This is a genomic window from uncultured Maritalea sp., assembly GCF_937139385.1.
In the GTDB taxonomy this organism is placed as follows: domain Bacteria; phylum Pseudomonadota; class Alphaproteobacteria; order Rhizobiales; family Devosiaceae; genus Maritalea; species Maritalea porphyrae_A.
Map to the genome: position 1 here is coordinate 1 of NZ_CAKZPW010000009.1, position 13454 is coordinate 13454.

Below are 13454 nucleotides of genomic sequence, written 5' to 3' on the forward strand. Positions count from 1 at the left end.
AGGCAATGATGTCTGAAATCAAGCCGATATTTGCCGTCGAAAGGCCTGCTTTTCTGAGTGCCGCATACATCGCAGGTAAGTCAGATTTGTGCACATGGGGTAGGATCACGTTTTGCTCGTGACTGATCCGCAACTCATCGTGGCCAAAGCGTTTCGCGAGGTCTGCGAGGGTGCGCATTTGCGCGGCCGTGGCATCCCCTGGCGTTGCGCCATGCGCTTTGAGAGAGACCGTAACGATAGAATATCCGTCCGCCTTATGCGCATGCAGGTTGGTGTCAGCCCATGCGCGAAACACAGGATCGACCTTGTAGGCCGCATCAAAGGGCTGCGTTGAGGCGGTCTTGAATGCGGGGGCTTTGAAGCCTGCTTCAATCGTTTTCAGGAGCTCTTGATCAATGCCAGAGAACCGCGCTTTGATCGCGGTGAAGCGCTCTTCAACGAGTGCGCGAATTTTCTCAAGGCCGTTTTCATGGACGGTGATCTTGATCCGTGCCTTGTATTTATTATCGCGCCGTCCCAACAGGTTATAAACGCTCACAATAGCTTCTAGATAAGGCAGCAAGTCTTCGCGGGGCAAGAAATCGGCGATGACTTTGCCCAGCATCGGCGTGCGGCCAAGCCCACCGCCAACGATGACTTCAAAGCCTTGAATATCGCCGCGCTGCACCATGCGCACGGTGACGTCTTTTAGCGACGGAAACAAACCCGCTTTTGGCGTGACGCCGTTCAGAGGGTGATCGCCGGAGACCCGGATCTGGGCGATATATTGCCGCCCGCCCTCGCTCACTTCGTCTTCCAGGTTTTCACGTTTGGGAAGCAGGATCGGCGCAAAGATCACGATATAGGCCGCGCCGATCGCCGCCAGAAAGATGCCCGGTCCGAACTGGGTGAAAAACTCCAGAGAGCTTCCGGTAATACGCGTATAGGCATCATTGACCAGAAGGTTGGTGGACGAGCCAATGAGCGTGGTCATGCCGCCTAGAATTGAAATGAAACTCAACGGCATCATCATCTTGGGTGTTGGCAATTTCCGACGCGCAGCAACGGCTGTGAGCAGCGGGATAAACATCACGACAACTGGAGTGTTGTTGATGAATGCACTGGCAAGACCAGCAATGACCAATATTAAAGGGATAACCCGGCGCGGATGGCGGGGCCACAGCCGCTCAAAGGTCTTGGTCAAACCGCCAAGTGCGTCAGTTTGAAAAAGGGCCTGACCAATGACCAGAAGAGCCAAAATCGTCAAAAGGGCCGGGTTGGAGAACCCAGACAGCAACGCATCAACCTCAAGTCCTGAATCAGGAGCAAGCAGACCAACCGTCATCAATAGAACGATTGCGCCCAGCGCCACCAGCTCAAGCGAGACCACTTCTGTCGCAAACAATACAATTGCAATTACAATAACTGCAAAGCTTGCCCACATGGCGATAGAATCAATGTTTAAAACTTGTGCGACCATAAACGACACATTGCAGACTGGGGGCGATCACTCCAAGTCCGTTTTTTGCTTTACATCGCTCAAATCAACAGATTTTGTTGTTTTTTGAGCGACCTAGTCGCGCCAGCGCGGGTTTTTCGGGTCTGCCCAAGCTTCCCCATAATGCTCGGCTTCTTGCCGCCAAAACTGCTCCATGGGCGAGCGACGCACCATCAACGTACCAACAACAAGGTCGTGCAACATCTGGCGGCGCTGTGTGAACAGCGGCACGAACAAGACCAAAGGCGTAAGTGCTTGAGCGATCCAGCCCGCAATAGGGTGCAAAACTGCCAAACCGCCATCAAGCGGCGTAGAACGCGTTGGCGTAAGCACAATATCCATAATCTGCATGCCCACAGTAGCACGGGCGGAGGAGCCCAATGTCACAACATAATAGGCAAACAACACGCCGGGAACCAAAATGAAGTAACCCAGCCACGCGATGCCAAGCGTCAATATGCCTAGAACACCAAGAACAACGGCCGATACAACAATGGCAACCGTTATGATGACGCTGTCGATAAAGAAAGCGATGACCCTGCGCATTAAGACGCCTTCAAACAGTTCTGGTGATGTGTTGGGTGTGGGAAGGTCGTCTCGCATTATTCGTCCAAACGCATCTTTTGGCATCTTTGTTCTCCATTGTTCTAGCATAGATGGGCATGAATGTGCTGGGTGCAAGACTGTCTTACACATTTGTGTGATGGGATGAATTCAAAGCACACGTTTGCGCACCGCGGCGCATTTGCCCGGAGATTGAAGATATTGCAGCGCGCGAGGCAAGTTTTTGTCTCTTAGTGCGTTGAAATGTAAAATGAGACGCTGACCGCCTCGCGCAAATGGCTTTTGCCTTAAAACTGAAATACCCCGAGGTGCTAAACCCTTCTATCCCCTTGCTCTGCATTCCATCAAAACTGTTTTGATCTCTTGCGATCATTTGATGAGTGTTTTGCAACACAGGTGAGAAACAATACCCACCAAACGTCTTACAAGCTGCCTTCGGTGTCAGGCTGGACATTTCAATTCAACGCGAACAACAACCGTCTTGTTGTTCGGCCATCCCCTTTTCTCTAAGAGTTACGCGCCGCCGTCGCAAGCTTACGATTGCTTCCCCGGCACCCAAGCTTTTTACGCGCCGCCGTCGCAGACTTCGTCTGCTTCCCCGGCACCCCCGCCGATTGGTGGTCAACACCAACGCGTTGCAGAGGTCAAATAGACCCCGGATCAACCCGCGCGGCGCAAGCGCCACTTGGTTGTCCGGGGCGGTACGGGCGGAAATCAATTGTTCCTCTCGCACCGTCCCGCACTTGATGCGGGACCTCTTTAAAGAGCCCCCCACCCTTAATCCCTCCCCACAAGGGGGAGGGAAACAAGGGCAGCGCCATCACAACTCTCACCGCCCAACATTCGTCAATGCCCTGCGACGGTTTCAAGAAAAGGTCCGCATATTGTGGCATGGGGTTTTGGGGACGGGGATAAGTTTTGTCAAAAACCACCCCCAAACGCCTCACCTCACCCCGCACGTCATCCCGGATTTAGTCCGGGATCCAGGCGAGAACAACCGCCAACAAATGCGTTCGTGGTTTACTCCGGCCTGGATCCCTGCCTGCGCAGGGATGACGGATAATATTGGCGCGTGCGCCTTGCCCAAATTTGCTGATCAAAATGAGCGCTCTTTCACCGTTCGCCCACCACATCCATGGTTCGACAAGCTCACCATGAGGTTGGAGGGAAAAGTAAAAGCGCGGTGAGCGTGCAACCAGCGCTCGCTCAGGCACCCCAATTTAGGTCAGCCGGCTATCGGCCCTCACCCAAATTGTGGTGCGCACCGTAAACGCTTCTAAAAAGGCAAAGCCTCAGAAATACTGCCACCTACCCGCACTGGCGCCACATAGGTGCATAAGCCAGCCCCGTTGGTTTCAATCGCCACGCCGCAAACGCTGGGGTTGCCTTCGGCGGGGGTAAAACGTTCTTTGGGGATGCCGGTCACAAAGCGGTTGATGGGTTCTTCAGCTTGCATGCCGATCACACTATCGTAATCCCCGCACATGCCCGCGTCGGACATGATGGCGGTGCCACCCGATAGAATGCGGTGATCAGCAGTTGGGATATGAGTGTGAGTGCCCACAACCAATGAGGCGCGACCATCACAAAAATGGCCCATGCCTTGCATTTCTGAGGTCGCTTCGGCGTGAAAATCTACAATTGCTGCATCTGCCACATCGCCGATGGGGCATCCGTTAAGGGCGTCGTCAACTGCTGCGAACGGGTCGTTGATCGGGTTCATAAACACACGCCCGAGCGCATTGATCACCAAAACGCGTTGCCCGCCTTGGCTTTCATACATCATCGATCCACGACCCGGGGCTGCATTCGACATATTGATGGGGCGCAACAAAGTTTCTTCACGCGCAATCACCCCAAGGGTTTCACGCTGATCAAACGCATGATCACCCAAGGTAATCACATCCGCGCCCGCTTCTAACAATTCGCGGTAATGCTTTTCCGTCAGGCCACGCCCATGAGAGGCATTTTCGCCGTTCACAATCACAAAATCGAAATTATAGGCGCTTCGAAGGTCAGGCAAATAACGCTGCACGCCTGCACGGCCACAGCGGCCCATCACATCGCCTAAAAACAATATCCGCATTAGTTTTTCTCCTGCGGGAGGAAGCGGCGCACGCCAGCCTCACTCACCACCATATCCAAAGGTTTATCGTGGGGTTCAGCGGGCATCACATCAACTTCTTGAGCCGAAAAGGCATAGCCAACCAAAATCAACGGCTTTTCGATCTGATCAATCGTGCGATCATAAAAGCCAGCGCCATAGCCAAGCCGGTTGCCATTCGCGTCAAACCCAAGCATGGGCAAAACCATCACATCAGGCACAACCACCGGCGCGCCAGCTTGGGGCGCAAGGGTGCCAAAACCCGAAGGCGCGAGCGGCTGGCCCGCTTCCCACAATCGAAATTCAAGCGGCTGATCACGGCCCAAAACAACCGGCAAACAGACCTGATGCCCCTCGTCCATCAACTGAACAAGCAAAGGTTCGGTGCTCAATTCGTCCCTAATCGCCCAATAGAGCGAAACAATTTGGCCGGATTTTATGGGGACAGACGCTGTGAAGGTTTCTGCGGCGGCCAAAGCGGCTTCTGCGCGAAAAGAGGGGGAAAGGGCCGCACGTTTTTGATGGGCAGCATCGCGCATGTCAGACTTTGCGCGGGAAAGGTCGGTTGTGTCGCTCAACGTATTTGGCTTTCTAACCCAAAAAAATAAGGTGCCGCCCTGGCCGTCGGAAGGTATTTGATCCTGGGAACCTACTTACGTAGGTGGGCGCCGTATGTAAAAACCCACGGGTCTAAACAGGGACAGCTCCCTAAAGGATGCTTAAGGCCCCGGGAATGCAAAATTATCCGGCACGAGCCGGGCAGCGAAGAGCACATATAGGGGTAAAACGCCTTGGGGAAAAGGGTCTTGTGTGGTTTCATGCGCAAACGATATTAGCAATCTGCTTGCCATCCAGAAAAAAGCTGACACAATCATCGAACTTTTAGCGCATTACCCTATACATTTTTATAAATTATATTGCCCATATGACCGACAAAACTGACAACAAACACCAGTATAACCCATTCTGTCCATTGGAAATTTCGGCTCAGGAAATTGCTGAAGGTTATGTCAGATATTTCGAGACCAGCCATTTGTCGAAGCGCCAGAAAATGGCTAAAGGCATTGATGATGATCAAGACTATGTGCACGCAATGTTCCATGCGCTGGAAACGGGTCCACTTGAGATCGGACTAGATGCCTGTGAAATCATTGCCAATAAATTTCCTGAAAGCGATGGTTATGAACAACTTGTCATTGGGCAATTTGGCAGCCTATTGAACAGCATGGCCGAAATTGAAGCGAAATCAATTGAGGCGATGCTGGAACAGATCGTTGAATCCCGCCCTTTAAACAAATTAGCAATAGAGGTCATAACCTGGTATTTGAGCACTGATGCGAAGATACTCTTGAACCAATTGCGCTTAAGGATCGCGAAACGCAGGAAGTGGTTAGATATGCCCACTCCTATTCCACTCTAGGAAAATCTCTGCTTAAGCCTGATCAATCTGGGTCGGCACGTCGCGTTGCGACGCATTTTCCAACTGAGCGGCGAGCAGTTCGACCCGTTCGCACACCATAACGATTTGTTTGGCGAAGTCTTCCTCTAGCGCGTCGCGCTCTTGCACCAATTTGTTGGACTTCATGGCCAACTGGTCCAGCGCGTCTTTGGCTTTAGCCAATTCTTTTTGCAGCCCGGACAAATCGTCCATCACCGTTAATGCCGCCATCACGGTCAAGCGCGTATCGCCAGCTTCGCCGAATTCGCCCTTAAGGTCTTCCACGTAATTGGAAAACCGTGTTGCCAAATCACGTACGTGCGCTTCCTGACCATCTTCACAGGCCATGCGATATTTTCGACCATCGATTTCGACGTTAATTTCTGACATTAATTTTTACGAGGCCTCGTTCTCACCGTTTAATGCAAGCTGCACTTTTTCCATCACACCCATAATGCGCAATGAAACTTGTTTCGCCGACTGTTCGATTTCGCTGGCGCGGGCCGTGGTTTTTTCGAGTTCATCAGCAAGCCGAGAGCGTTCTTTGGCCAAATGTTGAACCTTAAGTTCCAATTCCGAAGCTGTGCCCAATTGCTGGCGCGTGCTGCGCAATTGCCGCTCCAATCGGTCCAACGCACCGTCTAAACGTTCGTTGGCACTGTCTAAATCAAAACTTTTTTCACCCATCAAATCGGCCAGACATCCCTCAGTGCGTAGGTTTTCCCAACGCCAACTTTACTTTGATTCTCTGTTATATATGCAGATAACCTGATCCGTTACCTAATATGCAACCAGCAATTAGCATAAAAATGGCAAAAATGGGGGAATTGACTCAAAAAGCGGACCTGATATGACATCGCCAGCAATTGTCGCCACTTAAATCCCATTTTACTGGGCAAAACATTTCGGGCAGGACTTTGATGACAGATCAAGCCAAAACCAGCGCAATGGCCAATGCAATTCGCGCGCTAACTATGGACGCAGTGCAAAAAGCCAATATCGGCCACCCCGGTATGCCAATGGGCGCCGCTGATATCGCCACTGTGCTTTTCACCAAAATCATGAAATTTGATCCAAAGGCGCCAAATTGGCCTGACCGCGATCGTTTTATTCTGTCCGCCGGTCACGGCTCCATGTTGCTTTATTCCGCGCTGCACTTGCTCGGTTATGAAGACATGACCATGGAAGACATCAAAGATTTCCGTCAGTTGGGCGCAAAAACCGCTGGTCACCCAGAGTACGGCCACGCCTCTGGCATTGAAACAACAACCGGTCCTTTGGGCCAAGGCATAGCCAATGCGGTTGGCATGGCAATGGCCGAAGCAAAACTTGCAGCCGACTATGGCGCAGACCTTGTTGATCACTATACCTACGCCATTGCAGGCGATGGCTGCTTGATGGAAGGTATCTCCCAAGAAGCAATCGCTTTGGCAGGTCACCTGAAACTGAACAAATTGATCGTGATTTGGGACGACAATGACATCACCATCGACGGTGCGGTGTCTTTATCTGATTCGACAGATCAGCACGCGCGCTTCCGCGCATCGGGCTGGAACACGCTTTCCGTTGATGGTCATGACCAAGACGCAATTGAAAAAGTGCTGCTTGAAGCCCAAAAATCTGACAAGCCAACTTTGATCGCAGCAAAAACAGTGATCGGTTTTGGCGCGCCAACAAAAGCGGGCACATCAGCTGCTCACGGCGCACCATTGGGCGAAGAAGAAATTGCAGGCGCACGCAAAGCCCTTGGTTGGGATCACCCACCATTTGTGTTGCCTAACGATGTGGTAGACGCTTGGCGTTTGGCCGGTCTTCGCTCCACCAAGCACCGCACCGCTTGGGAAGAACGCCTCGCCGCAAAAGACGCAGACTTTAAGGCTGAATTTGATCGCCGCGAAAATGGTTCTTTACCAACAAGCTTCAAAAAAGCGGTTACCGCATTCAAACGCGAAATTGCAGACGAGAAGCCAAAATGGGCAACCCGTGTCGCATCGCAAAAAGCTTTGAACGTCATCAATGGCGTATTGCCTGAAATGTTTGGTGGCTCTGCCGATCTCACCGGCTCAAACAACACCAAGTCTGGCGACCAAAAAGCCTTCACCGCAGACGACCGCTCTGGCTCATATGTTTATTACGGCATCCGCGAACACGGCATGGCTGCTGCCATGAACGGTATCGCACTGCACGGCGGCTTGGCACCATACGGCGGCACATTCATGGTCTTTACCGACTATTGCCGCCCCTCAATCCGCTTGTCAGCTTTGATGGGCATCCGCTCGATCTATGTCATGACACACGATTCTATTGGCTTGGGCGAAGATGGCCCAACCCACCAGCCGGTTGAACATTTGGCCGCGCTGCGCGCCATTCCAAACCTCAATGTATTCCGTCCAGCGGACGCCATGGAAACGGTTGAATGTTGGGAGTTGTCCCTTAAAGCGAAGAAGACCCCATCTATTTTGGCCTTGACCCGCCAAGGTGTTCCAGCTTTCCGTGAGGCAACTGAAGAGAACCGATGCGCCAAGGGTGCCTACACAGTTTCAGGCGATAATGACGCTGAGATCGTATTGTTTGCATCTGGCTCTGAAGTGTCCGTGGCAATGGATGCGGCCAAAGAACTTGAAAAAGACAAGCATAGCGTACGGGTTGTTTCTGTGCCGTGCATGGAGCTGTTTGACGCGCAAAGCGCCGACTACCGCAAAGAAGTCATTGGCAACGCCAAAGCTTATGTGGCCGTTGAGGCTGGCATTGAAATGGGCTGGCAAAAATATCTGGGCGTGAACGGCAAATTTGTGGGCATGTCCACATTTGGCGCCTCAGCACCGGGCAATCAATTGTTCGAGCATTTCGGCATTACGGCGAAAGTCGTGGTTGAAGCCGCAAAATCGCAGCTGTAAATTATCAATCAATACGAAGGGGCAGGTCTGCCCCTTCTTTACTTTTTTCACCCCATTCACCTTTTTTGGAGATGACAAATGGCAGTACGGGTAGCTATTAACGGTTTTGGTCGCATTGGCCGCAATATTTTGCGTGCAATTATTGAATCAGGCCGCACCGATATTGAAGTTGTAGCGATTAACGATCTTGGCCCAGTGGAAACCAACGCGCACTTGATCCGCTACGATAGCGTGCACGGCAAATTTCCAGGCACAGTAACTGTTGATGGCGACACAATTGACGTTGGCCGTGGCCCAATGAAAGTTTATGCGATCCGTGATCCAAAAGAATTGCCTTGGGGCGAGTTGGACATCGATATCGCAATGGAATGTACTGGCATTTTCACCGCCCGTGACAAAGCTCAGTTCCACCTTGATGCCGGCGCAAAACGCGTGCTGATTTCAGCCCCGGGTAAAGACGCTGACATCACCACTGTTTATGGCGTGAACCATGAAGACATTACTGCCGACCACAAAGTGATCTCAAACGCATCTTGCACCACAAACTGCTTGGCCCCATTGGCCAAAGTGTTGCACCGCGAATTGGGCATCGAAAAAGGCATGATGACCACCATTCACTCCTACACTGGTGATCAGCCAACATTGGACACAATGCATGGCGATCTCTACCGCGCCCGCGCAGCTGCAATGTCCATGATCCCAACATCAACTGGTGCTGCTAAAGCTGTTGGCCTTGTGTTGCCAGACCTTAACGGCAAATTGGACGGCATGTCAGTTCGTGTGCCAACACCAAACGTTTCTGTTGTGGATTTGAAGTTTATCGCGGGCCGTAACACCACAGCTGAAGAAGTGAACGCAGTTGTTAAAGCTGCCGCTGAAGGCGAATTGAAGGGCGTTCTTGATTACGATCCAGAAGCCAAAGTTTCAATCGACTTCAACCACGACCCACACTCATCAAACTTTGCAGCACAGCAAACCAAAGTCATGGATAATAACTTCGTTTCTGTGATGAGCTGGTACGACAATGAGTGGGGTTTCTCCAACCGCATGTCAGACGTAGCAGTTGTGATCGGCAAAACGCTCTAGTTTTTACAGCTTTTGCGAACCGAATTTTGTAAGGGGCTCTTTGGGGCCCCTTATTTTTGAGCTATAGATAGATCTAAGAATTTAAGTTCGCCCTTTTAGGCGCGAAGAGAACGGATGAGACCGATGAGCGACTTCAAAAAACTCGAAGACTTTGACTTTAACGGCAAGCGCGTATTGGTACGCGCTGACTTAAACGTGCCCGTGGCCGCCGGTAAGGTAAGCGACAGCACCCGCATCGTGCGGCTTGGCCCAACCATTAGCCACATTATCGAACATGGCGGCACACCTGTTCTGCTGTCACACTTTGGTCGCCCAAAAGGTGAAGTGAATGCAGATTTCTCGCTGGAGTTCATTGTAACTGCAATCCAAAACGCCTTTGGTCAGCCCGTCGACTTCATCAAAACCGATTGGGTAGACGTCACCTCGGCCAAAGCGCAATTGGATGCAGGCGCAAAAGGCACCATCTATGTTATGGAAAACACCCGTTTCCACCCCGGTGAAGAGAAAAACGACACCGAGCTTGCGGCCCGCATGGCCAGCCTTGGCGATATCTATTTAAACGATGCTTTTTCCGCGGCACACCGCGCCCACGCCTCAACCGCTGCAATTGCGCACCAATTGCCATCAGGCGCTGGTCGCGCGATGGAAATGGAATTGTCTGCCCTTGAAGCAGGGCTTGGCAAACCCAAAAAACCGGTAATTGCATTGGTGGGTGGCGCAAAAGTTTCAACCAAACTCGACTTGCTTGAAAACCTGATCCACAAGGTGGAAGCCCTAGTGATCGGTGGCGGCATGGCCAATACATTTCTTCACTCGCAAGGCATCGACATTGGTAAATCGCTTTGCGAAAAAGACCTCGCAGATACCGCCCGCCGGATTTACGATAAAGCGGCAGACGCCAATTGTGCCATCATTTTGCCCATCGACGGCGTTGTTGCCTGGCATTTTGAAGCCAATGCCCCAAACCGCACCTATGGCGTAGAAGCCATGGACCCAACCGGCATGATGCTGGATGTTGGCGACCATTCCATTGAGCGCATCAAAGGGGCAATCGACGAAGCCAAAACTTTGATCTGGAACGGCCCGCTTGGCGCGTTCGAACTAGACCCATTTGGCAAAGGCACAATTGAGGTTGCACAACACGCAGCCAAACGCACACGCGACGGCAAATTGGTTTCCGTTGCTGGCGGTGGTGACACCGTTGCTGCACTCGCAAAAGCCAAAGTGGTCAATGATTTCACTTACGTTTCCACAGCAGGCGGCGCATTCCTTGAGTGGATGGAAGGCAAGCCATTGCCGGGCGTTGAAGCGTTAAAAGCATAGAACCAACCATTAGAAGCGCCCATCAGCAAGCCCAATGGCATTGTTGATGGCGCGCCCTTCGTTTGCAGCCTGATAAGTCGGAAACGGGTGACGACCGGTCAGGTTAATTTTCCGTTCAAGCCAATTTCGTTCTTCCAATTTGACAAGCGACATCGACAGCGCGCGATCGCTGATCGTTTGCAGACTGTCCTTAAGCGTTGAAAAACGGGTGGGACCTGATGTCAGTGCCAAAATTGGAACTGACCAAGCCCGCCGCAACAACACAAATCCCTTATCGTCGGGACTGAGCCCGACGATTTGATGCGCGACACGTGCCGCGACTTTCCCCTGTTCAGTAAACCTAAACTCCGGCCTTAATGGATGACCATGGCCTGGGTTCTTCTCCAACATGCCGATCTCAACCAAGTGCAAAAGGCTCGCGGCAAACGCCGTGCGTCCTGCACTGGTTTTCGCAAGTAGCGGCGCCTGTCGGCCCGGCACACCTTCATGCATTAACGCCAAAATATTTAGCGACCACGCTCTTGAACTTAGGTTGACAATCGTATTTATGTCCATAAAGTATAGTAACACTATTTTTAAAAAAAGGAAACCTTATGTCTGTTGTATCTTTGGAAAACACAATTACCTTGGCGATATCGGTTCGCGACCGGCACGCAAGTGCGGCGTGGTATCAAGAAATGTTGGGTTTTGAACTCCTTTATCACGCTGATGAAGCGGGCTGGAGCGAGCTTAAAACAAAGACTGAAGGTGTAACATTGGGGTTGGGAGAGCAAACTGAACCCGTACCGGGCAACAGCGTTCCCGTGTTCGGCATCGCAGATATTGCCACGGCCCGAAAAGCCCTTGAAGCAGCTGGCGTACAATTTGACGGCCCAACTGACACAGTTGAAGGCATGGTCAGCACGGCAACTTTTTACGACCCAGACAAAAACGCGATGATGTTGGCGCAGGACCTAACCTAGCGAATAGGCTCTTCAAGCACCCAAAAAATGCGTGGCCCTCGGTGAGCAAAACACCAAGGGCCACGCATCTGTGAAATCTATAAAGTCAGAAATCGAAGAAAGGCTATTCAAAACCCGTCACAAGCACGGTGCCTTGTCTATCACCAACCCAAGAACCTTTTTGGACCCGGGTAATGGGAACATTGCCTGTTATGCTTTCAACCGTGACATTGCCAGCCGCCATCGCGCAATAGTTTTGCTGAAACCGCACTTGGGCTCTGTCCCCAGGTGTTGGGCCTGCAAATGTCAATGTGCAGTCAGGTCCGTGCAAATAAGCTGCAGCCATCGTTGAGCCATTTGGGGTGATATTAGTGATCTCACCATGTTCGCAATCATCGCTGCCAACAAAAGCGCCAACAATGCGCCACCCCGGCATCTGCAAATCGATGACCAAGTCATTGCATGACCCAGCAAACGCTTGTGTGCTCATCGCTGAAATGGCGACAATCGCCGCTGCACGAATTATGGTTGATTTCATTAGTTTACTCCCTATGCGTATTTACACGTCGGTGCCCAAAAGATGCGAGCACTTTCATTTCAAAAAGCTTTTGTTCAAGCTTAGTTTGTTGAGTGGGACATGGCAAACTTGCCTAAACCCACTCAAAATCTGAGATCCAATCAGCTATCCGCTGCGGCGGTATCGCACGGCTCTTTGCACATGCGAACAAAGCTCTTGTTTCCGCAAAGGTAGATGTAATGTACATCCTTGATGCGGATAGTCGACCTTTGATTAAGAGTGCTCATCTTGCTTTGGCCAATCGTAATTTTGATCGTTTCCTTGCCAATACCCAAGTTGAGCTGACGTGCCGATTGTTTTGATCAGCAGACGCAATTTCACCATTACTCCCCCCTAAGCAGGCATCAGCCCCAATGCCTGTTCAACCCTGGCTCCATTGTTCAACATTTCACATGAGAATAATAGTAATTACTTAGTCTGATGGGAGTGGAACCAATTTGGTCGGCACTTTTGGTGGAAATTGCACGCCAACCCAATCCGAAAACTGGGTTGATGTGCATTGGTCTATTTCGTCAATTGCGCGCGATATTCGGGAACAGGCAAACCACCGATCCCCCAATCTTCCAACTCCACTTCGTCAATCACCACGAACGTGGTTGCTGGGTCTTTATTGAGCACCTTTAGCAAAAGGTCTGATACGCCTTTAATCAGTTCCCCCTTTTGCTCCCGCGTTACGCCCTCATTCGTCACTTTGATATTTACATATGGCATGTTCTAGCTCCTTGGTATGATATGAAAAACTTTCGCCATGATCTGCCAGTGCCCATCCACCCGCACCAGCGTCAAAAAGTCGATAAAGTCGGTCGCCCCAATTGAACAGCGCACCCTTGCAAAAGCTGTGTTTTCGCCCGCAAACTGGATTTCATCAATAACATCGTGCCGCACTTCGCCTTTGGACGCAGGAGATTGCCGTGCGGCGATCACATCAAAATATTCGTCCATATTTCGGTGTAACAAAGGGGTTTCATCCGCTGTTGCATAGGTTGCTTTGGGGTGAAACACGGCCTTAAAAATCTCAAGAGCACACGTATAAGTCCCAGCAAAATA

The 13454-nt window shown here is 51.4% G+C and carries 15 protein-coding genes and 1 other RNA gene; 5 read left to right on the top strand and 11 right to left on the bottom strand.

Going from position 1 to position 13454, the window contains the following annotated elements; translation table 11 throughout:
- From Q0231_RS00290 to ssrS, 5 genes are all read right to left on the bottom strand, one after another.
- Positions 1–1459: SLC13 family permease (locus Q0231_RS00290; RefSeq protein WP_299343574.1), on the bottom strand; the 1459-nt coding region annotated here is incomplete at its 3' end.
- Positions 1460–1552: 93 nt separating this feature from the next.
- Positions 1553–2107, bottom strand: a complete 555-nt coding sequence (locus Q0231_RS00295; protein ID WP_269391995.1) for an RDD family protein — start codon at positions 2105–2107, stop codon at positions 1553–1555.
- 1210 nt (positions 2108–3317) lie between these two features.
- A complete protein-coding gene (locus tag Q0231_RS00300) occupies positions 3318–4127 on the bottom strand; it encodes a TIGR00282 family metallophosphoesterase (RefSeq protein WP_299343578.1) in 810 nt (269 codons plus the stop codon).
- Positions 4127–4723, bottom strand: coding sequence for a 5-formyltetrahydrofolate cyclo-ligase (locus Q0231_RS00305; protein ID WP_299343580.1), 597 nt, complete (start codon positions 4721–4723; stop codon positions 4127–4129). Before Q0231_RS00305 ends, Q0231_RS00300 begins: the two co-directional genes overlap by 1 nt.
- 27 nt (positions 4724–4750) lie before the next feature.
- Positions 4751–4914: non-coding RNA, 6S RNA (ssrS, locus tag Q0231_RS00310), on the bottom strand.
- A 156-nt stretch (positions 4915–5070) separates the two neighbouring features.
- Here ssrS and Q0231_RS00315 point away from each other — a divergent pair.
- Entirely contained in the window at positions 5071–5565 is a 495-nt protein-coding gene (locus tag Q0231_RS00315; protein WP_299343582.1) for a hypothetical protein, read from the top strand.
- 12 nt (positions 5566–5577) lie between these two features.
- Here the strand turns inward: Q0231_RS00315 and Q0231_RS00320 are convergent, their stop codons facing one another.
- Both Q0231_RS00320 and Q0231_RS00325 read right to left on the bottom strand, forming a co-directional pair.
- Positions 5578–5973 carry a cell division protein ZapA gene (locus tag Q0231_RS00320; protein WP_269394849.1) on the bottom strand — a complete coding sequence of 132 codons (396 nt, stop codon included), beginning with the start codon at positions 5971–5973 and terminating at the stop codon, positions 5578–5580.
- Between the two features lie 6 nt (positions 5974–5979).
- Positions 5980–6270: a DUF4164 family protein gene (locus Q0231_RS00325; RefSeq protein WP_269394850.1), complete on the bottom strand. Its 291-nt coding sequence runs from the start codon at positions 6268–6270 to the stop codon at positions 5980–5982.
- A gap of 233 nt (positions 6271–6503) precedes the next feature.
- On the opposite strand from Q0231_RS00325, the gene tkt reads away from it, so the two are divergent.
- The 3 genes from tkt to pgk all read left to right on the top strand — a co-directional run bounded on the left by tkt (position 6504) and on the right by pgk (position 10889).
- Positions 6504–8480, top strand: a complete 1977-nt coding sequence (tkt, locus tag Q0231_RS00330) for a transketolase (protein ID WP_299343585.1) — start codon at positions 6504–6506, stop codon at positions 8478–8480.
- A gap of 78 nt (positions 8481–8558) precedes the next feature.
- Entirely contained in the window at positions 8559–9566 is a 1008-nt protein-coding gene (gene gap, locus Q0231_RS00335) for a type I glyceraldehyde-3-phosphate dehydrogenase (RefSeq protein WP_299343587.1), read from the top strand.
- 123 nt (positions 9567–9689) lie between these two features.
- Positions 9690–10889, top strand: coding sequence for a phosphoglycerate kinase (pgk, locus tag Q0231_RS00340; protein WP_299343589.1), 1200 nt, complete (start codon positions 9690–9692; stop codon positions 10887–10889).
- Between the two features lie 9 nt (positions 10890–10898).
- On the opposite strand, the gene Q0231_RS00345 is transcribed toward pgk, so the two are convergent.
- Positions 10899–11381: a helix-turn-helix domain-containing protein gene (locus Q0231_RS00345; protein ID WP_299343592.1), complete on the bottom strand. Its 483-nt coding sequence runs from the start codon at positions 11379–11381 to the stop codon at positions 10899–10901.
- A gap of 101 nt (positions 11382–11482) precedes the next feature.
- Here Q0231_RS00345 and Q0231_RS00350 point away from each other — a divergent pair, with 101 nt between their 5' ends.
- The gene (locus tag Q0231_RS00350) at positions 11483–11851 is read left to right on the top strand and encodes a VOC family protein (RefSeq protein WP_269394855.1); all 369 of its coding nucleotides are present in this window, start codon (positions 11483–11485) and stop codon (positions 11849–11851) included.
- Positions 11852–11954: 103 nt separating this feature from the next.
- On the opposite strand, the gene Q0231_RS00355 is transcribed toward Q0231_RS00350, so the two are convergent.
- The 3 genes from Q0231_RS00355 to Q0231_RS00365 form a co-directional block, all read right to left on the bottom strand.
- On the bottom strand, positions 11955–12368 hold the full coding sequence (locus tag Q0231_RS00355; RefSeq protein ID WP_299343595.1) for a hypothetical protein: 414 nt from the start codon (positions 12366–12368) through the stop codon (positions 11955–11957).
- A 543-nt stretch (positions 12369–12911) separates the two neighbouring features.
- Complete coding sequence (locus tag Q0231_RS00360) at positions 12912–13118, bottom strand: 4-oxalocrotonate tautomerase family protein (RefSeq protein WP_299343597.1); 207 nt, start codon at positions 13116–13118, stop codon at positions 12912–12914.
- Positions 13119–13121: 3 nt separating this feature from the next.
- The coding region (locus Q0231_RS00365) for a nuclear transport factor 2 family protein (protein ID WP_299343599.1) at positions 13122–13454 on the bottom strand (333 nt) is incomplete at its 5' end.